Below are 21101 nucleotides of genomic sequence, written 5' to 3'. Positions count from 1 at the left end.
ACCCCCCTCTAGCTCCGCGTGCCCCGGCGGGCGACCAGGCCGACGAACGCCGCCAGGCCGACGGCAGCCACCAGCACGAACACCGCACCCGGCCCACCCGGCACCAGACCGGGGACCGCACCCTCTCCCAGAGACGCCCCGAGCACGAGCACCACGACGCCGCAGACCGCGTGCAGGGCGATGGCCGCCTCGATACCGCCGGTCAGCACCACCACGGCCGACGCGGCCAGTCCCAGAGCCACCCGCCCGAGGAAGGCGGTCCGGTCGTCGACGCCGTGCAGCGCGGCGCCGAACAGCGCGCTGACGACCGCGGCGACGACGGCGCCCGCCCCGGGCCGCCCGATCCAGCCGGCCACCGCCTGGCTCAGGTACCCCCGGAGCAGGACCTCCTCCCCGGCGGCCCGCAGCGGCACGGTCAGCAGCCCGACGACCAGGACCCACGGCAGCTCCGGTACCGGCCCGGGCACCTCCCGGCCGGCGAGGAGCACGGCGCCCGCCACGCCCAGCGCCACGGCTCCGCCCACGGTGGCGAGCGCGAGGAGGGCGAACCGGCCCAGCAGCGGCCAGCGGAACCGCCCGGCGACCGAGAGCCCGCGACCCGGGCCGACGCCGTGCACCAGGGGCCAGGCCAGCAGCACCGCAGGCAGCGCGAGGGCGAGGAGGAGGTCGGTGACCAGGAGGCCGCGCCAGGTCAGCGGCACCGGGTCCAGGTCGGCGCCGGTACCGGTGAGCAGGTCGGCGATGCGGGTCAGCACGTACCCGATGGCCAGGACGAAGGCGACCAGCAGGAACCCCGCCAGCGGTCGCCACCACGCCCACCCGGCCGTGCGCATGGCGAGCAGGTACGGCGTGGGCGCGGCCGGCTCCGGCTGCTCCGCGGGCGCTTCCGGCGGCGGCGGACCCGGGACGGGCAGGTCCGCCGCCGGCCGCACCGTGGGCGGCGGGCCGGCGTAGGCCTCCTCCGGGGCCGCGGCGGTCATCCGCCGGCGACCGCGCGCGCCGCGGTGAGCCGGGCCAGCGTGCGCTCGCGCCCGAGCAGCTCCATCGACTCGTAGAGCGGCGGCGAGACGGTGCGCCCGCTCACGGCGACCCGCACGGGCCCAAAGGCCTGCCGCGGCTTGAGGCCCAGCCCCTCGACCAGAGCGGACTTGAGCGCCGCCTCGATCTCCGGGGTGCTCCACTCCCCCAGCTTGCGCAGCGACGTCGTCGCGGCGTCGAGGACGGCGACGGCGCCCTCGCCGGAGAGCTGCTTCTCGGCGGCGGCCGGGTCGATCTCGACGTCCTCGACGAAGAGGAAGCCCAGCAGCCCCACGGCCTCGGAGAGCACGATCATGCGTTCCTGCGCCATGGGCGCGATGGCGGCCAGCGTCCGCTGCTGCTCGGCCGTCGGCGGCTCGGCCACGAGTCCGGCGGCGGCCAGGTACGGCACGACCCGCTCGCTGAACTCCTCGACCGGCAGCGCCCGCAGGTGGGTGGCGTTGATCGCCTCGGCCTTCTTCAGGTCGAAGCGCGCCGGGTTGGCGCTGACCCGGCTGACGTCGAAGGACTCGACCAGTTCCGCCACGGAGAAGATGTCGCGGTCCTCGGCGATCGACCAGCCCAGCAGCGCCAGGTAGTTGACCAGACCCTCGGGCAGGAAGCCGCGGTCGCGGTAGACGTCGAGGTTGGACGTGGGGTCCCGCTTCGAGAGCTTCTTCGTGCCCTCGCCGGTGACCAGCGGCAGGTGACCGAAGCGGGGCGTGCCCCGGGCGACGCCGATGTCGGTGAGGGCGGCGTAGAGCGCCAGCTGACGGGGCGTCGAGGGCAGCAGGTCCTCACCGCGCAGCACGTCGGTGATCTGCATGAGGGCGTCGTCGACCGGGTTGACGAAGGGGTACAGCGGCGCGCCGTTGCCGCGCACCAGCACGAAGTCGGGCACCGCCCCGGCGGCGAAGCGCACCTCGCCGCGCACCAGGTCGGTCCAGACCAGGTCCTCGTCGGGCATCTTCAGCCGCAGCACCGGGGAACGGCCCTCGTCGCGGAAGGCGGCCTTCTGCGCGTCGGTGAGGAAGCGGTCGTGGTTGTCGTAGCCCAGCTTCGGGTCCTGCCCGGCGGCGCGGCGGCGGGCGTCGACCTCCTCGTTGGTCGAGAAGGACTCGTAGGCGTGCCCGGACTCGAGCAGCTTCGCCGCGACGTCGCGGTAGACGTCGGAGCGCTCCGACTGCCGGTAGGGCCCGAACGGGCCGCCGACCTCCGGGCCCTCGTCCCAGTCCAGCCCGAGCCAGCGCAGGCAGTCGAGCAGGTGCCGGTAGGAGTCCTCGGAGTCGCGCGCGGCGTCGGTGTCCTCGATGCGGAAGACGAACGTGCCGCCGGTGTGGCGCGCGTGCGCCCAGTTGAACAGCGCGGTCCGGATCAGCCCGACGTGCACCAGGCCGGTCGGCGACGGGCAGAACCGGGTGCGCACCGGGGCCGTCGGGGCGGTGGGCGGGACATCCGTAGCCGCCGTCATCGGGCGCCGCCGGCGGTGGAGACGGCGTCGGCGTCGGTGACCGAGTTGGCCAGCGTGCCCAGCCCCTCGATGGTGCACTCGACCCGCTGGCCGGCGCGGATCGGGCCGACGCCCGCGGGGGTGCCGGTGAGCACGACGTCGCCGGGCAGCAGCGTCATCACGCGCGAGATGTAGGAGATCAGCGTCGGGATGTCGAAGATCAGCGAACTGGTGCGGCCGTGCTGGCGGCGCTCGCCGTCGACGGTGCAGGTCACCTCGAGGTCGGCGGCGTCCAGGCCCACGCCCGGGAGGTCGGTCTCGATCCAGGGCCCGAGCGGGCAGAACGAGTCGAAGCCCTTGGCGCGGGTCCACTGCCCGTCGCTCTTCTGCATGTCCCGCTCGGTGACGTCGTTGCCGATCGTGTAGCCGAAGACGCTGGCCAGGGCCTGCTCCGGGGAGACGTTGCGGGCGCCGCGAGCGCCGATGACCACCGCCAGCTCGGCCTCGTGGTGCACGTTCGTGCTGCCCGAGGGGATGCGGATGGCGTCGCCCGGTCCGATGACCGACGTCGACGGCTTGAGGAACAGCAGCGGCTCCTTCGGGGCGTCGCCGGTCAGCCCCTTCATCTCCGCGATGTGGTCGGCGTAGTTCTTGCCGACGCAGACCACCTTGCTGGGCAGGATCGGCGACAGGAGCCGGATGTCGGCCTGCGCGTAGCGGGCGCCGGTGAAGGAGATCTGGCCGAAAGGATGGCCCTCGATCTGGGCCACCTGGCCGTCTCCGTCGAGGACGCCGAAGGACATGCCCTGGGGTGAGGCGAAACGAACGATGCGCACAGCTAGGAGGCTAGCCCGGCTGCCGGGGCCCTACCGTTGCGCCCATGGCCTGCCGTTTCTCCGAGCTCGTCGTCAACAGCCGCGACCCCGAGGCGCTGGCCGCCTTCTGGGCCGCGGTGCTGGACTACCAGGTGCTGGGCCGCGAGGAGGACGGCTCGGTGGAGGTCGGCCCCGCCGAGGGCTTCGGCGGGGCGGCCCCGACGCTGGTCTTCGGACCGGTGGCCGACCCCACCCCCGGGCGGCGCCGCCTGCACATCGACCTCAACCCGACCGACCGCGACCAGGACGCCGAGCTGCAGCGCCTGCTCGACCTGGGCGCCGTCCCCGCCGACGTGGGCCAGACCGGCGAGGAGAACTGGCACGTGCTCGCCGACCCGGAGGGCAACGAGTTCTGCCTGCTGCGCAGTCGCCTCGACCCGGTCTGAGGCTCCGCTGGGATCAGGTGACCTGATCGTCGAGCGTCCTCCCTCACGTCCCACGGTGAGGGAGGACGCTGCATGATCAGGTTCCCTGATCGTCGCGTGCCGACGGCGGAGCTGCGGCGGGCCGGCGAGTGGCAGGGGCGGCCGCCCCGGGGCGACGATGTCCGCGTGATCCTCATCGTCGTGAAGTTCCCCGTCCGTCCCGAGCGCGCCGACGAGTGGACCGCGCTGGCCGCCGACTACGCCCGTTCGGTGAACGCCGAGGAGGGCAGCCTGTTCTTCGAGTGGTCGCGCAGCCTCGAGGAGCCGGAGACCTTCGTCTGCGTCGAGGGCTTCCGCGACGCCGAGGCCGGCGCGGCCCACGTCGGCACGGACGCGTTCAAGCGCTTCGTCGAGCAGGCACCGGACCTCGTCGCCGCGCAGCCGCAGATCATCTACGTGGACGCGCCCGACGTCTCCGGCTGGGGCCCGATGGGCGAGATCCAGCCCCGCTGACCCGGCGTCCGGAACCGAGCGAGGTCGCCGGACGTCCTGGTGCCATGAGGCGATTCCTCGTTCCGGCTGCCGCGTGCCTGGTGACCGTGGCGGGCTGCGGCGGCTCGGACGAACCGCCGTCGTGGTTCGGCCAGCGTGAGGAGCTCCCGAGCTGTGGGGCCGTCGAGCCGGACGACGAGGGCTATCCCGACCGAGCCGCATTCGACTGCTTCCAGGAGGCGTACGCGGCCGACCGCCCGGCGGAGCTGACCCTCGTGCAGTACGGCGACGAGGGCGAATACGGGCGTTCGCACTTCCGGGTGCTCGGCGAAGGACGCTACGAGATCGTCGAGCAGCAGTTCGACAGCCCTTCCGAGGGGTCCGATTCCTTGGGCTGGGTCCGCTCCGAGTGCGAACGGTTCGTGTTCGTCGACGACCTCGGCGCCCAGCTCGACGGCGCGCCCTCGGCCAACTATGCAGGCGAGTGCGAGCAGGTCGAGTACGTCCGTGACTAGCCCCTGCTCTGCTCTGAGTGCTCAGCCGGCCGAGGCGGGCCGGCGGAGCACCGCGTAGGTGAGCGCGTCGACGAGCGCATGCCACGAGGCCTCGACGATGTTGGCGTGGACGCCCACGGTGGTCCACTCCCCCACCCCGTCGGTGGTGTCGATGAGCACGCGGGTCGTGGCACCGGTGCCGCCGCGCCAGCCCAGGATGCGCACCTTGTAGTCGGCCAGGGCGACGTCGGCCAGCTGCGGGTACCGGTGCACCAGCGCCTGCCGCAGCGCGTTGTCCAGAGCGTTGACCGGGCCGTTGCCCTCGGCGGTGCTGATGACCCGCTGGCCGTCGACGTGCACCTTCACCGTGGCCTCGCTGACCACGACGCCGTTGCCCCAGTGCTCGACCGAGGTCTTGTAGCTCTCCAGCTCGAACAGCGGCGCGGGGGCGTCGGGGAGCTGGCCGCGCAGCAGCAGCTCGAAGGAGGCATCGGCGGCCTCGAAGGACCAACCGTCGGCCTCGAGCACCTTGACCCGGTCCACCACCCGTCCGATGGCCTCGGACTGACCGGTGAGGTCGACCCCGAGCTCGCGGCCCTTGAGCTCCACCGAGGCCCGGCCGGCCATCTCGGTGACCAGGATGCGCATGTCGTTGCCGACGACGGCGGGGTCGAGGTGGTTGTAGAGCTCGGGGCTCACCTTGATGGCGCTCGCGTGCAGCCCGGCCTTGTGCGCGAACGCCGAGGCGCCGACGAAGGGCTGGTGGTCGTCGGGCGCGATGTTGGCCAGCTCCGCGATCGCGTGGCTGACCCGCTGCAGCTCCGGCAGGCACTCGGCCGGCACCACGGGCAGCCCCATCTTGGTGACCAGGTTGCCGATGAGCGCGAAGGTGTCGGCGTTGCCGGCCCGCTCGCCGTAGCCGTTGGCGGTCCCCTGCACGTGGGTGACGCCGGCCTCCACGGCGGCCAGCGAGTTGGCCACCGCGCAGCCGGTGTCGTCCTGGCAGTGGATGCCGAGCCGGCCGTCCACCCGGGCCCGCACGTCGGCGACCACCCGGGCCACGCCCGAGGGCAGCATGCCGCCGTTGGTGTCGCAGAGGACGCCGACCTCGGCGCCCGCGTCGAACGCCGCCCGCAGCACGGCCACCCCGTAGTCGGGGTCGGCGGCGTGGCCGTCGAAGAAGTGCTCGCAGTCGAGGAACACCCTCCGGCCGTGGGCGACGAAGAAGGCGACGGTGTCGGCGACCATCGCGAGGTTCTCCTCCAGCGTCGTCCGCAGCGCCTCGCGGACGTGCCGGACGTCGGACTTGGCGACCAGGCACACCACGGGCGTCTCGGCGTCCAGCAGCGCGCGGACCTGCAGGTCGTCCTCCACCCGGACGCCGGCCTTGCGGGTGGACCCGAACGCCACCAGCTGGGCGTGCCGCAGCTTGAGCTCGGTGCGGGCACGGGCGAAGAACTCCGTGTCCTTGGGCAGCGCCCCCGGCCAGCCGCCCTCGATGAACCCGACCCCGATCTCGTCCAGCAGCCGGGCGACGGCGAGCTTGTCCGCCACGGAGTAGCTGACGCCCTCGCGCTGGGCGCCGTCGCGCAGCGTCGTGTCGAAGACGTGGAAGTCGGTCTCGCTGGTGGTCACGGTGTCTCCCGGGGGTGCGGCCGGCCCGAACACGAAAAAGACCCCCCGGGTACGGGAGGTCTGCGCGCAGTCGGGGAGGGACTGCGCGCTAAACGATGATGATCGTGCGGGTGGCGTACATCGCCGACGAGTAAAGCACGCGCCGTCGCCCGCCGGCCCTGGCAGGCTGCCGCACCGTGATCCCGACCGACTGGACCCCCGTGCACCGCGCCGACGGCGAGCAGGTCGGCTGGCTGGAGCCCGACGGCGCCGACGGCCGGGTGCGGCCGCGGCTGCTCACCGGCGCGCAGTTCGCGCCGGCCGGCACCGGGGACGAGGCGACCGAGGTGCTGCGGTCGCGGGGGCTGGCCGCCCTGGACCGCCGCTGGTGGGCGCGGTTGCCGGCTCCCCTCCCGCCCGGACTCCTCCCGGCCGGGAAGCCCGACGAGGACTGGGACTGGCAGCCCGTCGTGCTGGTCGAGTCCGCCCCGACCGGGTGCACGGTGCGCCCGGAGTGGCCCGCGCCCGGCGAGACCGGCCGCGCGCTGCTGCCGGTCCCGGTCGGCGACCTGCTCCGCGAGGAGCCGCCGGAAGGCTGAACCTCGCTACGGCCGAGCGAGGACCCGCGCGCGCGGCCGCGCGCGGACCTCCTCCTCGGTCACGAGGTCGCACTCCGCGCCCAGCGAGACCACCGACGCGCTCAGCCCGTCGGCCCGGGGAGCTCAGCCGCTGGCGAGCGCCGCGAGCCGGTCGCCGACCTGCGCGGTGCGGATCTGCTGCTGCGGGTCACGGGTGGAGAGGTCGAAGGCGACGGCGGCGTTGACCTTCTTCGCCTGCTCGGCGCGCCCGAGGTGCTCCAGCAGCAGCCCGACCGACAGCACCGTGGCGGTGGGGTCGGCGATGCCCTGGCCGGCGATGTCGGGGGCCGAGCCGTGCACCGGCTCGAACATGCTCGGGTTCGTGCCCGAGGCGTCGAGGTTGCCGCTGGCGGCCAGCCCGATGCCACCGGTCACGGCGGCGGCGATGTCGGTGACGATGTCGCCGAAGAGGTTGTCGGTGACGATCACGTCGTAGCGGCCCGGGTCGGTGATGAAGAACATCGAGGCGGCGTCGACGTGCTGGTAGGCCACGGTGACGTCCGGGAACTCCGAGGAGAGCTCCTCGACGATCCGCGACCACAGGCCACCGGCGTGGGTGAGCACGTTGGTCTTGTGGATCAGCGTCAGGTGCTTGCGCGGCCGCGCGACCGCGCGCTCGAAGGCGTAGCGGACCACGCGTTCGACGCCGAAGGCGGTGTTGAGGCTGACCTCGGTGGCGATCTCCTGCGGGGTGTCCTTGCGGAGCACGCCGCCGTTGCCGACGTAGGGGCCCTCGGTGCCCTCGCGGACGCACAGCATGTCGATGGGCCCCTCGGCCGCCAGTGGCCCGCGGACGCCGTCGAACAGCCGGGCCGGCCGCAGGTTCACGTGGTGGTCGAGCTCGAAGCGCAGCCGCAGCAGCAGGCCCCGCTCCAGGATGCCCGGCGGCACGCTCGGGTCGCCGATGGCGCCGAGCAGGATCGCGTCGTGGTCACGCAGCTCGTCGAGCACCGTGTCGGGCAGCAGCTCACCGGTGCGCTGCCACCGGGCGGCACCCAGGTCGTAGGGAGTCGTCTCGAGGTCCGGGGCGACCTCGCGGAGGACCTTGAGCCCCTCCTCCACGACCTCGGGTCCGATGCCGTCTCCGGGGATCACTGCCAGGCGCATGAGGATCGACCCTAGGTCAGAGGGTGTCGAGGTCCGCGGCGCGGGCCTCCCGGGCGCCGATGCGGCCGGCGATGTCCTCGAGCAGCTCGGGGCTGACCGGGCTGTCCACGGTCACCGCCATCAGCGCCTCGCCGCCCTCCGTCGTGCGGCTGACCTGGGCACCGGCGATGTTGATCCCGGCCTCCCCCAGCGCCGCGCCCACGGCGCCGACGACGCCGGGCCGGTCGGCGTAGGTGAAGAACAGCAGCCGGCCGGATGCGGCCAGGTCGATCTCGAAACCGGCCACCTCGGTGAGCCGCGCGACCTGGTTCTTGCCGTAGAGCGTGCCGGAGACCGTGACCTGGCGGCCGTCGGCCATGGCGCCGCACACGGTGACCAGGTTGCGGTAGGTGGGGCTCTCCGGGTCGCTGCTCAACGCCACCTCGAGGCCGCGCTGCTCGGCGAACAGCGGCGCGTTGACGTAGGTGACCTGCTCCTCGATCACGTCGGAGAAGACGCCCTTGAGGACGGCGAGCTGCAGCACCGCGACGTCGAACTCCGCGAGCTTGCCGCGCACGTCGACGGTGACCGACTGGGCCAGGCCGCCGGCGACGGCGGTGAACACCCGGCCGAGCTTCTCGGCCAGCGGGAGGCCCGGGCGCACGTCCTCGGCGACGACCCCGCCGGCCTGGACGTTGACCGCGTCGGGCACGAACTCGCCCTGCAGCGCCAGCCGCACCGAGCGGGCCACGGCGGTGCCGGCCTTGTCCTGGGCCTCGGTCGTGGAGGCGCCCAGGTGCGGGGTGACGACGGTGTTCGGCAGTCCGAACAGCGGGCTGTCGGTGCAGGGCTCCGTGGCGTACACGTCCAGGCCCGCGGCCCCGACCTGACCCGACCGCAGGGCGTCGGCCAGCGCCGCCTCGTCGACCAGCCCGCCGCGCGCGGCGTTGACGATGATGACGCCCTTCCTGGTCATCGCCAGCTGCTCGGCCCCGATCAGCCCCAGCGTCTCGGGGGTCTTGGGCAGGTGGATGGAGATGAAGTCCGACTCGCGGAGCAGCTCCTCCAGCGAGACCAGCCGGACGCCGAGCTGGGCGGCGCGGCCGGGCTGGATGTAGGGGTCGTAGGCGATGAGCTCGACGCCGAAGGCCGCCAGCCGCTGGGCGAACAGCACGCCGATGCGGCCGAGGCCGACGACGCCGACGGTCTTCCCGGTGACCTCGACGCCCATGAACGTCGACCGCTTCCACTGGCCCGCGCGCAGGGTCGCGTCGGCGGCGGGGATCTGCCGGGCGGCGGCCAGCAGCAGGGCGACGGCGTGCTCGGCGGCGCTGACGATGTTCGACGTCGGCGCGTTGACGACCATCACGCCGCGCTCCGTGGCGGCGGCGACGTCGACGTTGTCCAGGCCGATGCCGGCCCGGGCCACGACCTTGAGGTTCGGCGCGGCCGCCAGGGCCTCGGCGTCGATCTGCGTGGCGCTGCGGATCATCACCGCGGCCGCGTCGGCGAGCGCGGGCAGCAGAGCGGACCGGTCGGCCCCGTCGACGTGCCGGATCTCGACGTCGCTGCCCAGCACCTCGAGGACGCTCGGGGCCAGCTCTTCGGCGATCACGACGACGGGCGGGGTCCCCGGCGCGATGGCTGTCACGACGCAGCAGCCTAGGGACGGGCCGGTATCCCCACACGAGCGGGTTGCGGTTCGGCCACGGGACCCTTTCCGGTCGCTCGGGGCCCCTAGACTCCGCGCGCCAGCGCTCCGCCGACTCGGTGGGGCCCCACTGACCAGGAGGACTACGCCTCGTGACGAACCCGACCGGCAGCGGCCCCGAGTACCCGCAGGGCGGAGGCGACCCCGGACAGTCCTGGGGCGCCCCGCAGCAGCAGCCCGGCTACGGCCAGCAGCCCCAGTACGGCCAGGCCCCCGGCTACGGCCAGCCCTACCCCGCGGCCCCGGGTTACGACGCCCCGGCCGCCAGCACCCCGATGATGGACATCGGCACGGCGGTGCGCAGCGTCCTCACGCAGTACGCCACGTTCACCGGGCGCGCCCGCCGGTCGGAGTACTGGTGGTTCGCCCTCGCCTCGTTCCTCGCCTCGATCGTCACCTCGATCATCGACCTGGCGATCGGCAGCGAGGTGACCGCCGGCATGGGCATCCTCAGCCTGCTGCTCTCCCTGGCGCTGCTGATCCCGAGCCTGGCGGTCGGCGTGCGGCGGCTGCACGACACCGGCAAGTCCGGCTGGTGGCTGCTGATCGGGCTCGTGCCGCTGATCGGCTTCATCGTCCTGATCGTCTTCTTCGTCCAGGACAGCCAGCCCGGCCCGAACCAGCACGGCCCCTCGCCGAAGTACCAGGCCGCCGGCGGCTACGGCTACTGAGCCGGCAGGACGCAGAACGGGCCCCGTCACCGCGAGGTGACGGGGCCCGTTCCGTGTGCGCGGGTCAGCGCGCGGCGGTGCCGGTGTAGTCGTCCGAGGCCGAGACCCAGCTCATGAGGCCGCGCAGCTTGCGCCCGGTCTCCTCGATGGGGTGCGCCTCGGCGGCGGCCCGCTTGGCCTTGAAGTCCGGGGCGCCGGCGTCCTGGTCGGCGATGAAGGCCGCGGCCCACGAGCCGTCCTGGATGGCGGTGAGGACGTCCTTCATGGACTCCTTGACGCGGGCGTCGATGACCTTGGGACCGGAGGTGTAGTCGCCGTACTCGGCGGTGTCGGAGACCGACCAGCGCTGCTTGGCGATGCCGCCCTCGTACATGAGGTCGACGATCAGCTTCAGCTCGTGCAGGCACTCGAAGTAGGCGACCTCGGGCTGGTAGCCGGCCTCGGTCAGGGTCTCGAACCCGGCGGTGATCAGCGCGCTCGCGCCACCGCAGAGCACGGCCTGCTCGCCGAAGAGGTCGGTCTCGGTCTCCTCGGCGAACGTCGTCTTGATGACGCCGGCGCGCGAGCCGCCGATGGCCTTGGCGTAGGAGAGCGCGAGGGCCTGGGCGCTGCCGCTGGCGTCCTGCTCGACGGCGATGAGGCAGGGCACGCCCTTGCCGTTCTCGAACTCGCGACGCACCAGGTGGCCGGGGCCCTTGGGGGCGACCATGGCGACGTCGACGCCGGCCGGGGGCTGGATGTAGCCGAACCGGATGTTGAAGCCGTGGCCGAAGAACAGCGCGTCGCCGTCCTGCAGGTTCGGCTCCACCGACTCGGTGTAGAGGGTCCGCTGCACGTGGTCCGGCGCCAGGATCATGATCAGGTCGGCCTCGGCGGACGCCTCGGCGGGCGTGACCACGCGCAGGCCCTCGGCCTCGGCCTTGGCCCGGCTCTTGCTGCCCTCGGGCAGGCCGACGCGGACGTCGACGCCCGAGTCACGCAGGGACAGCGCGTGCGCGTGCCCCTGGCTGCCGTAACCCAGGACGGCGACGGTGCGCCCCTGGATGATCGAGAGGTCGGCGTCGTCGTCGTAGAAGATCTCGGCAGCCATGCTGAGTGCTGTTCCCTTCGGTTCTGCTTTACCGCGGTAAAGCGGATCGGTGGTGCGGAGCGGGTGGATCAGGCGGTCTTGTTTGCGCGACTCCGCGCCCCGGTCCGCTCCTCGCTCGTTCCTCGCTGCGATGCTCCCGGGGCTGTCGTCACGCGGTGCGCTCGACCGGGCGCAAGGTACCGGTGCCCGACATGGACCTCGGCCCGCGGCCCAGGGCCACGGTGCCCGACTGGGCCATCTCCTTGATGCCCAGGGGCGCCAGGACGGCCAGCAGCGCCTGCAGCTTGTCCGGGGTGCCGGTGGCCTCGAGCGTCACCGTCTCGGGGTTGACGTCGATGACCCGGGCCCGGAAGAGCTCCGCGGTCTGGAGCACCTGGGTGCGCTCGGCCAGCGGCGCGCGCACCTTGACGAGCAGGAGCTCCCGCTGCACCGCGGCCCCGGTCTCCAGCTCGACGATCTTGATGATCTCCACCAGCTTGTTGAGCTGCTTGGTGATCTGCTCCAGCGGAGAGGCCTCGGCGTCCACGACGATCGTCATGCGCGACAGGCCCGGGTTCTCGGTCGGCCCGACGGCGAGGGACTCGATGTTGAAGGCGCGGCGGCTGAACAGCGCCGAGACCCGGGCCAGGACACCGGACTTGTTCTCGACCAGCACGGACAGCGTGTGGCGGGGCATCAGACCTGACCCTCTCCGAAGACGGGCCGCACGTCTCGCGCGGCCAGGATGTCGTCGTTGCTCGCCCCGGCGGCCACCATCGGCCACACCTGGGCGTCGGAGCCGACGATGAAGTCGATGACGACCGGGGCGTCGGTGATCGCCATGGCCTTCTCGATCACGGCGTCGACGTCGTCCTTGCTCTCGCACCGCAGGCCCACGCAGCCCAGCGCCTCGGCCAGCGTCACGAAGTCGGGGATGCGCACCGGCTTGGGCGTGCCGTCCGGGTTCTGCGCGTGCAGCTTGGTGCTGGAGTAGCGGCCCTCGTAGAACAGGGTCTGCCACTGCCGGACCATGCCGAGGTTGCCGTTGTTGATGACGGCGACCTTGATCGGGATGCCCTCGATGGCGCAGGTGGCCAGCTCCTGGTTGGTCATCTGGAAGCAGCCGTCGCCGTCGATGGCCCACACGGTGGTGTCCGGGCAGCCCTGCTTGGCGCCCATCGCCGCGGGGACGGCGTAGCCCATCGTCCCGAGGCCACCGCTGTTGAGCCAGGTGCCGGGCTTCTCGTACTTGATGAACTGCGCGGCCCACATCTGGTGCTGGCCCACGCCGGAGGTGTAGATCGCGTCGGGGCCGGCGATCGCGCCCAGCCGCTCGATGACGTACTGCGGCGACAGCGCGCCGTCCTCGGGCTCGTCGTAGCCGAGGGGGTAGCGGTCCCGCCAGGTGTCCAGCTGGGTCCACCAGTCGGCCAGGTCCGGGCTGCGGCCCGACTCGTGCTCGGCGCGCAGCGCGGTGACCAGCTGGCCGATCGTCTCCTTGGCGTCGCCCACGATCGGCACGTCGGCCTTGCGGTTCTTGCCGATCTCGGCCGGGTCGATGTCGGCGTGCACGACGAGCGCGTCCGGGGCGAAGGTGGACAGCTGGCCGGTCACCCGGTCGTCGAAGCGTGCGCCGAGGGCGACGAGGACGTCGGACTTCTGCAGCGCGGTCACTGCGGCGACCGTGCCGTGCATGCCCGGCATGCCCAGGTGCTGGGGGCTGCTGTCGGGGAAGGCTCCGCGGGCCATCAGCGTGGTCACCACCGGGGCGCCGGTGAGGGCGGCGAGCTCCGCCAGCTCCGCGGTGGCGCCGGCCTTGAGCACACCGCCGCCGACGTAGAGCACGGGGCGGCGGGCGCCGGCGATCAGCGCCGCGGCCTCGCGCACCTGCTTGCCGTGCGGCCGGGTCGTGGGCCGGTAGCCGGGCAGGTCCATCCGCGGCGGCCAGGCGAAGTCCGTCGTCGCCTGCAGGACGTCCTTGGGGACGTCGACCAGCACGGGGCCGGGGCGGCCGGTGGAGGCCAGGTGGAACGCCTCGGCGATGCGCTGCGGGATGTCGGCGGCGTCGGTGACCAGGAAGTTGTGCTTGGTGATCGGCATCGTGATGCCGCGGATGTCGGCCTCCTGGAAGGCGTCGGTGCCGATCGAGCCGCTGGGCACCTGGCCGGTGATGGCCACGATCGGGACCGAGTCCATGTAGGCGTCGGCCAGCGGGGTGACCAGGTTGGTCGCGCCCGGGCCGGAGGTGGCCATGCAGACGCCGACGCGGCCGGTGGCCTGGGCGTAGCCCGTCGCGGCGTGCCCGGCGCCCTGCTCGTGGCGCACCAGCACGTGGCGCACCTTCGAGTCGAACAGCGGGTCGTAGAGCGGGAGGATGGCGCCGCCCGGGATGCCGAAGACGACGTCGACGCCGATGGCCTCCAGCGAGCGGACGAGGCTCTGCGCCCCGGTGATGCCCGCGGCCGGCTCGACCGCGGCCTCCTCGAGGGAGCGGGCCGTGGTCTCGACGCCGGTGAGGGCGGCGGCGGCCTCGCGGGTGGCGGACTCGCTCTGGCTGGTGGTCATCTCGGCGTCTCTCCTGGGCCGTGCGGGACGAGTGCGGGTGCCGGCGGGTCGTCGACAGCTGTCGGGCAACAAAAAACCCCTCGTGCCACAGGCACGGAGGGGTCAGCGCGTCGGTCGGGGACGACCGGCGCGCTAGGGAACTACGAGGAGGCTGCGGCGGCAGCCGTCGACGAGCAGGCAGGCGTGGGGCACCTGCACACTGTGCGCCCCGATCGGCCCGGTCGTCAACCGACGCGTCCCACGGAGTGGACTCGTGTGTCCATTTCCGGTGCGAGCGCCGCCCGGGCGGGCGGCACGGGGCGCCGTGGCCGGTCCGCGCCCGGCACCGCGGTCACCGCGCGCCGCCCGTCAGCGGGACGCGACCAGGCCGGGCCACGCCGGACTCGCCGCCTCGGAGAGCAGCCCCATCAGCTGCTCCAGCGGCATCGGCCGGGCCAGCAGGAAGCCCTGCGCGAAGTGGCAGCCGAAGCCGCTCAGGACGGCCAGCTGCGCGGAGGTCTCCACTCCTTCGGCCACGACCGCCATGCCCAGTGCGCGCCCGATGCCGATGATCGACTCGCACAGCGCCCGCGTCGTGGGGTCCCGGTCGATCCGCGACACGAAGGCCCGGTCGAGCTTGACCATGTCGATGGGCAGCTTGGTCAGGTGGGTGAGCATCGAGGAGTCGCCACCGAAGCCGGCCAGGGCCACGTGCACGCCCATGAGCCGCAGGGTCGAGACGTCGAGCCCGTCGCGCTCCTCGCTGGAGGTCACGGTGCCGTCGCCGATCTCGAGCACCAGCCGCTCGGGGGCGAGCCCCGAGGCGCGCAGCGCGGCCTCCACGTCGGCGACCATCGCCCCGGTGGCGACGTACCCGGCGGGCGCGTCGATCCCGATGCGCACGCCGGCAGCCGACTCGGGCATGGCGGCGCCGGCGCGCGCCGCCTCCTCCAGGGCGAACCGCTGCAGCTCGCCGATGAGGCCGGACTGCTCGGCCAGCGGCAGGAACTCCGCCGGCGGGATCTCCCCCAGCGTCGGGTGCCGCCAGCGCAGCAGCGCCTCCACCCCGGCCACGCTCTGGTCGGTGAGGGACACGACGGGCTGGAACAGGAGGAACAGCTCACCGCGGGCACGCGCCGAGCGGAGGTCGTCGCGCAGCTGCTCGCGGCGCGCAGCCGCCTCGCCCAGAGCCGGGCGGTAGCGCTGCGCCATGCCGGCACCGGCGTCGCTCGCCGCCCGCAGGGCCAGGTCGGACCGGGCGAGGACCTCCTCGACGGCGAGACCGGTCTCGAGCTCGACCAGGCCCACGCACGCGCTGAGGTCGACGATGCCGGCGGCGGTCAGGATCGGCTGCTCGACGACCGAGAGGATCCGGCCGGCCAGCCGGTCGGCGTCGGCGCCCCGGCCCGCGGCCAGCACGGCGAAGGCCCCGCCACCGAGGCGCGCCACGACGTCCTCACCGCGCACGGTGGCCCGCAGCCGGCGGCCGACCTCGGCGACCACCGCGCTGACCACGTCCCGGCCCGCGTGCTGCCGGGCCGCCAGGATGCCGTCGAGCTCGACCATCAGCAGGGTGCCGCGCTCCTCGTCGGCCGCGGGCGAGGCCAGCCGCTCGCAGAGGAGCCGCAGCATGCCGGCGCGATTGGGCAGCGCGGTCATCGGATCGGTGTAGGCGACGCTCTGCAGCGAGCGCTCGCGGTCCTGCCGCTCGGTCATGTCCCGGCACTGCACGACGACGGCACCGACGTCGGGGTCACCGCGCAGGTCCGCGATACCGGCCTCCAGACAGCGCCACACCCCGTCGGCGTCCCGCAGCCGCAGCCCCACCAGGGGCGGCGCCTCCGCGTCGGACGACAGCGCGTCGGCGACGGCCGCCTGGTCCTCCGGGTGCACGGCGTCCAGCAGGGGGCGCCCGACGAGCTGCGCTGCCGCGGGCCCGAGGGCCCGTTCCAGGGCCGGGGAGGCCCAGGTGACCCGCAGCGCGTCGTCGAGGATGACGACGGCGTCGACGCCGGAGTGCACCAGGGACCGGAAGTAGGCCTCGCTGCGCCGCAGCCGTGCCGTGAGGTGGTGCTCCTGGCACGCGGTGGTCCAGCGGTGCACCAGGGCGAGCAGGACCGCAAGCAGGAGCCCGGCCCAGGTGAACAGGTCCAGGTGCGAGCCGAGCAGCCGGACCGCCCCCGCGGCCGCGACGGCCACGAGCAGGGCGCCCATCGGCAGCAGCTGGCCCACGTCCACCGAGCGGCGCAGCCCCCTCGCGGAAGGCGCCGGTGTGCTCCAGCCGGGGTCGAGCAGGACGGCGAGGGCGAGCAGGAGCAGCCCGCCCACGACCAGGAAGCGGGCGATCGCACTGAAGGTGACGCTGTCCGAGAGCACGGCGGAGGTGCCCAGCCCGCGGCCGCTGGTGAGCAGCGCCGTACCGGCCAGGAGCACGACGGCCATGCGCCGGCGGGCCGGCTCCACGACGCCGAGCAGGAGGAGAGCGGCGGTCATGGTCGCCGAGGTGACGACGACGGCGGCGCCGAGGACGACCTGCTCGGGCAGCTCCATCCCGGACCAGGCGCCGACCGGGCCGGTGACGAGCAGCCGGACCGCGACGAGGCAGGAGGTCAGGAACAGCGCAACCTCCGTGGCCGCGCGGCGTCCGGAGAGCAGGCGGGACCGGCCGGCGAGCCCGAGCAGCGCCACGACGGCGATCACGTAGCCGGGCACCGTCGGCACCCAGCGGACGACCACCCGGTCCAGCGCATCGGCGGCGTCGACCACGGACGCCAGGACGGCGCCGAGCACCGGGAACAGCGGCGCGATCGCGAACAACCGCCAGGCCGGTGGCCGGCCCGGGCGACGGCCGGCGGTCCACAGGACCGCCGAGGCGATCAGGCCGACGAGGACGACGGCGAGGTCGCCGAGGTCACGGAGGGCAGGCGTCGTGGCGGCGGCAGCGCAGGCGAGGAACGCCGGCGCAGCCACCGCGAGCAACCACCAGCGGCGCGGGTCCACGGTGCATGTCTCGGCACCGGGCGGGGCCCGGCCAAGCCGTGCGGGGTGGACCTCACCCCATGGGAGGGGGCGGGTCTCCCCCGGCGTCAGCCGCAGATCGCGCCCTGGGCGGCCGATCCGACGAGCTTGGCGTACTTGCCGAGGACGCCGGTCGTGTACCGCGGCGGAAGCGGCTCCCACCCGTCTGCCCGGCGGGCCAGCTCGTCGGCGTCGACCAGCAGGTCCAGGGTGCGGGTGGTCAGGTCCAGCCGGATCCGGTCGCCGTCGCGGACGAAGGCGATCGGGCCGCCGTCGGTCGCCTCGGGCGCCACGTGACCGATGCACAGGCCGGTCGTGCCGCCGGAGAAGCGGCCGTCGGTCAGCAGGAGCACGTCCTTGCCGAGGCCGGCGCCCTTGATCGCGCCGGTGACGGCCAGCATCTCCCGCATGCCGGGGCCACCCCTCGGCCCCTCGTAGCGGATCACCACCACGTCCCCGGGGTTCAGCGTGCCCTCGGTGACGGCGTCCATCGCCCCCTGCTCGCCGTCGAAGACCCGGGCGGTGCCCTCGAAGACGTCGGCGTCGAACCCGGCCGACTTCACGACCGCACCCTCCGGCGCCAGCGAACCGCGCAGGACCGACAGCCCACCGGTCGCGTGGATGGGGTCGTTCATCGCGTGGATGATCGCGCCGTCGGGGTCCGGCGGGGCGATGTCGGCCAGGTTCTCCGCCATGGTCTTCCCGGTCACGGTGAGCACGTCGCCGTGCAGCAGGCCTGCGTCCAGGAGGGCGCGCATGACGACCGGGACGCCGCCGATGCGGTCGACGTCGGTCATGACGAACCGGCCGAACGGCTTCACGTCGGCCAGCAGGGGCGTGCGGTCGCCGATCCGGTTGAAGTCCTCGAGCTCGAGATCCACCTGCGCCTCGTGCGCGATGGCCATGAGGTGCAGGACGGCGTTGGTCGAGCCGCCCAGCGCCATGACGACGGTGATCGCGTTCTCGAAGGCCTTCTTCGTCATGATCTGCCGCGCCGTGATGCCCTGGCGGAGCAGGTTCACGACCGCCTCGCCGGAGGCGACCGCGTAGTCGTCGCGGCGGCTGTCGGGCGCCGGCGGGGCGGCGCTCCCGGGCAGGGCCATGCCGAGGGCCTCGGCGACGCTGGCCATCGTGTTCGCGGTGTACATGCCGCCGCACGACCCCTGCCCGGGGCAGGCGGCCTTCTCGATCGCGGTGAGCTCGTCGCGGGTGATGAGGCCACGGGCGCACGCCCCGACGGCCTCGAACACGTCGATGATCGTGAGGTCGCGGTCGCCGAGCTTGCCGGGCATGGTCGAGCCGGAGTAGAGGAAGACGCTGGCCAGGTCGAGCCGCGCTGCGGCCATGAGCATGCCCGGGAGCGACTTGTCGCAGCCGGCCAGCAGCACCGAGCCGTCCAGCCGCTCGGCGAACATGACGGTCTCGACCGAGTCGGCGATGACCTCGCGGGAGACCAGCGAGGCGCGCATCCCCTCGTGGCCCATGGAGATGCCGTCGGAGACCGAGATGGTGCCGAACTCCATGGGGAAGCCGCCGGCGGCGCGGACGCCGTCCTTGGCGCGCTTGGCCAGCCGGTCCAGCGAGAGGTTGCAGGGGGTGATCTCGTTCCAGGACGAGGCGACGCCGATCTGCGGCTTCACCATGTCCTCGTCGCCCATGCCGACGGCGCGGAGCATCGCGCGCGCGGGCGCCTTGGCGTCGCCGTCGGTCACCTCGTAGCTGCGCGGCTTCATCGGGCTGCGCGTCGCACTGGCGGAGTCGTTGCCTGGGATGAGGTCCTCGCCGATCGTCACGGTCCGGAATGCTAGGCCCCATCGGAGACACCCCCGAGGCTGCGGTGGTACTAGTACCGGTACCACCACTGATCGGGGAGCTCCGTGACCGTCTCCGCCCGCCGCGAACTGGCCGACTTCCTCGGTTCCCGTCGCCGCCAGCTCGCCCCGGGAACCGTCGGTCTCCCGGCCGGCACCAACCGGCGCACCCCCGGGCTCCGGCGGGAGGAGGTCGCGCTCCTCGCGGGGGTGAGCCACACCTGGTACACGTGGCTCGAGCAGGGCCGGGACATCCGGCCGTCCCGCCAGGTGATGGACGCCCTGGCCCGGACGCTGCAGCTGTCGGCGGCCGAGCGCGAGTACGTCCTCCGGCTCTCCGGCAACGACCCGGTGCGTGCCGACGATCGCGTGGAGGCGCTGCCGGCACACCTGCAGGGGCTGATGGACGCGCTCGGCTCCTCCCCCGCCTACGCGATCACCTCGAGCTGGTCGATCGTCGGCTGGAACGCCGCCTACGAGCGCCTCTACCCCGGGGTCGCGGGGCTGCCCGACGGGGAGCGGAACCTGCTCTGGGTCGTCTTCACCGATCCCGCCGTCCGCGCGCTCCTGGGCGACTGGGGTGGCGACAGCCGCCGCTTCCTCACCCAGTTCCGCGCCGAGGTCGGTCCGCGACTGGCCGATCCGGAGGTGGTGGACCTCGTGACCCGCCTGCAGGCGGCCAGCCCCGCCTTCCGCGAGGGGTGGGCCAGCCACGACGTCGACCGGTTCACCTCCACCGAGCGCCGGTTCGAGCACCCGGCGGTCGGCACCCTGGTGCTGGAGCACCACCAGCTCACCCCCGCCGACGCCCCCGGGCTCCAGCTGGTGGTCTACACCGCGGCCGAGGCGGACACCGCGGCCAAGCTGGCGCGGCTGGCCGCCTGACCCGTCTGGGAGGATCGGCCCTCGTGGACACCCCGGCCCGCTTCCGCACCAACCGCGCCACGCTGCTGGGCGTCCTGGTGTTCGCGCTGTGCCTGACCACGCTGACGGCGGCCTCGCCCTGGTTCCTGCTGCTCCTGCTCGTCCCGGCCGTACTGGTGGCCTGGGTGCTGCGCACCGGCTTCGACGTCGACGGCGACGCCGTCACCATCCGCTCGCTGCTCGGCCGGCACCGCGTGCCGTGGTCGGAGGTGGCGGGCGTCCGGGTCGGCGAGCGCGGCGACCTCTGGCTGGTCACCACCGGCGGGACGGAGGTGCGGCTCCCGGCGGTGCGCGCCCGCGACCTGCCGGCCATCGGGCGGGCGTCCGGCGGCCGCATCCCCGTGCCCCAGCTGCCCGACGGTCAGTAGCGGTCGACCACGTTGACCAGCGGCTCGCCGGCCAGGATCCGGTGGAGCTGGTCGGACACCGCCGCCGCAGCGCGCTCGTTGGTGCCGGGCACGTCCCCGCCGACGTGCGGGGTGATCAGCAGGCCGGGCGCGGTCCAGAGCGGGTGACCCTCGGGCAGCGGCTCCGGCTCGGTCACGTCGACCGCGGCACGGAGCCGGCCGGCGGTCAGCTCGGCCAGCAGGGCGTCGGTGTCGACGACGACACCGCGGGCCGCGTTGACCAGCAGGGCGCCGTCGCGCATGGCGGCGAGGAACCCGGCGTCGACCAGCGCGATGGTCTCGTCGGTCACGGGCACGATCACGATGACGACGTCGGCCTGCGGCAGCAGCTCGGGCAGGTCGCTGGTCGGCCGGACGTCCTCGCGGGCGGTGCGGGCCACGTAGGTCAGCTCGACGTCGAAGCCCGCGAGCATCCGGCCGATGCGGCGGCCGATGTCCCCCGCGCCGACGACCAGGACCTTCGCCCCGACGAGCGTGGCGTGGGTGCGGGGCGTCCAGCGGCCGGCGTCCTGCTCGCGGACGAAGAAGGGCAGTCCCCGCTGGGCGGCGAGGGTGGCGGCCACCGCCCACTCGGCCGTCGAGGGCGTGTGCGCGCCGCGGGCGTTGCAGAGGGCCACGCCGTCGGGCAGCCGTCCGGCGAAGCGCTCCGCCCCCGCGCTGAGCAGCTGGACGACGCGCAGATCGGGCAGCGCGGCGAAGAACTCGTCGCCGGGGAAGGCCGCGCCGCCCGAACGCGGCACCCAGACCTTCGCGCGGGCGGCGTCGCCCGTGGGCGGGCCGTCGGCCGGCGCCCACCGGTGGGCACGCACCCGCGGCGAGACCGCCTCGGCGGCGGCCGCGAGCGCACGGGAGGGGACCAGGACGTCGAGCACCTCGTCGGGGCCGACCAGCGGTTCGATCACGAGCGCTGACAGT

At 73.7% G+C, this 21101-nt stretch carries 19 protein-coding genes; 7 read left to right on the top strand and 12 right to left on the bottom strand.

The window, feature by feature from the left end; translation table 11 throughout:
• Positions 1-8: 8 nt before the first annotated feature.
• The 3 genes from ACI793_RS10940 to ACI793_RS10930 are packed head-to-tail and all read right to left on the bottom strand — an operon-like array spanning position 9 to position 3303.
• Positions 9-980, bottom strand: a complete 972-nt coding sequence (locus ACI793_RS10940) for a CPBP family intramembrane glutamic endopeptidase (RefSeq protein WP_456606406.1) — start codon at positions 978-980, stop codon at positions 9-11.
• Positions 977-2443, bottom strand: coding sequence for a glutamate--tRNA ligase (gltX, locus tag ACI793_RS10935; RefSeq protein ID WP_456606405.1), 1467 nt, complete (start codon positions 2441-2443; stop codon positions 977-979). The genes ACI793_RS10940 and gltX overlap by 4 nt, the downstream gene beginning before the upstream one ends.
• Positions 2444-2484: 41 nt before the next feature.
• Positions 2485-3303 (bottom strand): fumarylacetoacetate hydrolase family protein, encoded by an 819-nt coding sequence (locus tag ACI793_RS10930; protein ID WP_456606404.1) that lies wholly within the window; start codon positions 3301-3303, stop codon positions 2485-2487.
• Positions 3304-3347: 44 nt separating this feature from the next.
• On the opposite strand from ACI793_RS10930, the gene ACI793_RS10925 reads away from it, so the two are divergent.
• The 3 genes from ACI793_RS10925 to ACI793_RS10915 all read left to right on the top strand — a co-directional run bounded on the left by ACI793_RS10925 (position 3348) and on the right by ACI793_RS10915 (position 4714).
• Positions 3348-3728: a VOC family protein gene (locus tag ACI793_RS10925; RefSeq protein WP_456606403.1), complete on the top strand. Its 381-nt coding sequence runs from the start codon at positions 3348-3350 to the stop codon at positions 3726-3728.
• A 72-nt stretch (positions 3729-3800) separates the two neighbouring features.
• A complete protein-coding gene (locus ACI793_RS10920) occupies positions 3801-4220 on the top strand; it encodes a putative quinol monooxygenase (protein ID WP_456606402.1) in 420 nt (139 codons plus the stop codon).
• A 44-nt stretch (positions 4221-4264) separates the two neighbouring features.
• Positions 4265-4714: a hypothetical protein gene (locus ACI793_RS10915; RefSeq protein ID WP_456606401.1), complete on the top strand. Its 450-nt coding sequence runs from the start codon at positions 4265-4267 to the stop codon at positions 4712-4714.
• A gap of 21 nt (positions 4715-4735) precedes the next feature.
• Here the strand turns inward: ACI793_RS10915 and cimA are convergent, their stop codons facing one another.
• Positions 4736-6328 carry a citramalate synthase gene (gene cimA, locus ACI793_RS10910; protein ID WP_456606400.1) on the bottom strand — a complete coding sequence of 531 codons (1593 nt, stop codon included), beginning with the start codon at positions 6326-6328 and terminating at the stop codon, positions 4736-4738.
• 176 nt (positions 6329-6504) lie between these two features.
• Here cimA and ACI793_RS10905 point away from each other — a divergent pair, with 176 nt between their 5' ends.
• Positions 6505-6906 carry a hypothetical protein gene (locus tag ACI793_RS10905; protein ID WP_456606399.1) on the top strand — a complete coding sequence of 134 codons (402 nt, stop codon included), beginning with the start codon at positions 6505-6507 and terminating at the stop codon, positions 6904-6906.
• 123 nt (positions 6907-7029) lie between these two features.
• On the opposite strand, the gene ACI793_RS10900 is transcribed toward ACI793_RS10905, so the two are convergent.
• Complete coding sequence (locus ACI793_RS10900) at positions 7030-8052, bottom strand: 3-isopropylmalate dehydrogenase (RefSeq protein ID WP_456606398.1); 1023 nt, start codon at positions 8050-8052, stop codon at positions 7030-7032.
• Between the two features lie 16 nt (positions 8053-8068).
• Positions 8069-9682, bottom strand: a complete 1614-nt coding sequence (gene serA, locus ACI793_RS10895) for a phosphoglycerate dehydrogenase (RefSeq protein WP_456606397.1) — start codon at positions 9680-9682, stop codon at positions 8069-8071.
• Between the two features lie 152 nt (positions 9683-9834).
• Here serA and ACI793_RS10890 point away from each other — a divergent pair, with 152 nt between their 5' ends.
• On the top strand, positions 9835-10413 hold the full coding sequence (locus tag ACI793_RS10890; RefSeq protein WP_456606396.1) for a DUF805 domain-containing protein: 579 nt from the start codon (positions 9835-9837) through the stop codon (positions 10411-10413).
• Between the two features lie 64 nt (positions 10414-10477).
• Here the strand turns inward: ACI793_RS10890 and ilvC are convergent, their stop codons facing one another.
• From ilvC to ilvD, 5 genes are all read right to left on the bottom strand, one after another.
• Entirely contained in the window at positions 10478-11503 is a 1026-nt protein-coding gene (ilvC, locus tag ACI793_RS10885; RefSeq protein ID WP_456606395.1) for a ketol-acid reductoisomerase, read from the bottom strand.
• A 148-nt stretch (positions 11504-11651) separates the two neighbouring features.
• A complete protein-coding gene (gene ilvN, locus ACI793_RS10880) occupies positions 11652-12179 on the bottom strand; it encodes an acetolactate synthase small subunit (RefSeq protein ID WP_456606394.1) in 528 nt (175 codons plus the stop codon).
• Positions 12179-14047 carry an acetolactate synthase large subunit gene (locus tag ACI793_RS10875; protein WP_456606393.1) on the bottom strand — a complete coding sequence of 623 codons (1869 nt, stop codon included), beginning with the start codon at positions 14045-14047 and terminating at the stop codon, positions 12179-12181. The genes ilvN and ACI793_RS10875 overlap by 1 nt, the downstream gene beginning before the upstream one ends.
• Positions 14048-14395: 348 nt before the next feature.
• Positions 14396-17026 carry a putative bifunctional diguanylate cyclase/phosphodiesterase gene (locus ACI793_RS10870; protein WP_456606392.1) on the bottom strand — a complete coding sequence of 877 codons (2631 nt, stop codon included), beginning with the start codon at positions 17024-17026 and terminating at the stop codon, positions 14396-14398.
• Positions 17027-17112: 86 nt separating this feature from the next.
• The gene (gene ilvD, locus ACI793_RS10865) at positions 17113-18837 is read right to left on the bottom strand and encodes a dihydroxy-acid dehydratase (protein ID WP_456606391.1); all 1725 of its coding nucleotides are present in this window, start codon (positions 18835-18837) and stop codon (positions 17113-17115) included.
• An 84-nt stretch (positions 18838-18921) separates the two neighbouring features.
• Here ilvD and ACI793_RS10860 point away from each other — a divergent pair, with 84 nt between their 5' ends.
• The gene (locus tag ACI793_RS10860; protein WP_456606390.1) at positions 18922-19740 is read left to right on the top strand and encodes a helix-turn-helix transcriptional regulator; all 819 of its coding nucleotides are present in this window, start codon (positions 18922-18924) and stop codon (positions 19738-19740) included.
• A 23-nt stretch (positions 19741-19763) separates the two neighbouring features.
• On the top strand, positions 19764-20147 hold the full coding sequence (locus ACI793_RS10855; protein ID WP_456606389.1) for a PH domain-containing protein: 384 nt from the start codon (positions 19764-19766) through the stop codon (positions 20145-20147).
• Here the strand turns inward: ACI793_RS10855 and ACI793_RS10850 are convergent.
• Positions 20141-21088, bottom strand: a complete 948-nt coding sequence (locus ACI793_RS10850; RefSeq protein ID WP_456606388.1) for a 2-hydroxyacid dehydrogenase — start codon at positions 21086-21088, stop codon at positions 20141-20143. The genes ACI793_RS10855 and ACI793_RS10850 overlap by 7 nt on opposite strands.
• Between the last annotated feature and the right edge of the window lie 13 nt (positions 21089-21101).

The organism is Blastococcus sp. SYSU DS0617, from assembly GCF_054051075.1.
This window is presented reverse-complemented; position numbering and strand designations above follow the sequence as displayed.

Bases quoted from the DNA above. Each gene is read 5' to 3' on its own strand.
- ACI793_RS10900 (WP_456606398.1), bottom strand. From the start codon at position 8,052: ATGCGCCTGGCAGTGATCCCCGGAGACGGCATCGGACCCGAGGTCGTG.
- ACI793_RS10875 (WP_456606393.1), bottom strand. From the start codon at position 14,047: ATGACCACCAGCCAGAGCGAGTCCGCCACCCGCGAGGCCGCCGCCGCC.
- ilvN (WP_456606394.1), bottom strand. From the start codon at position 12,179: ATGCCCCGCCACACGCTGTCCGTGCTGGTCGAGAACAAGTCCGGTGTC.
- ACI793_RS10940 (WP_456606406.1), bottom strand. From the start codon at position 980: ATGACCGCCGCGGCCCCGGAGGAGGCCTACGCCGGCCCGCCGCCCACG.
- ilvC (WP_456606395.1), bottom strand. From the start codon at position 11,503: ATGGCTGCCGAGATCTTCTACGACGACGACGCCGACCTCTCGATCATC.
- ACI793_RS10925 (WP_456606403.1), top strand. From the start codon at position 3,348: ATGGCCTGCCGTTTCTCCGAGCTCGTCGTCAACAGCCGCGACCCCGAG.
- ACI793_RS10920 (WP_456606402.1), top strand. From the start codon at position 3,801: ATGATCAGGTTCCCTGATCGTCGCGTGCCGACGGCGGAGCTGCGGCGG.
- ACI793_RS10915 (WP_456606401.1), top strand. From the start codon at position 4,265: ATGAGGCGATTCCTCGTTCCGGCTGCCGCGTGCCTGGTGACCGTGGCG.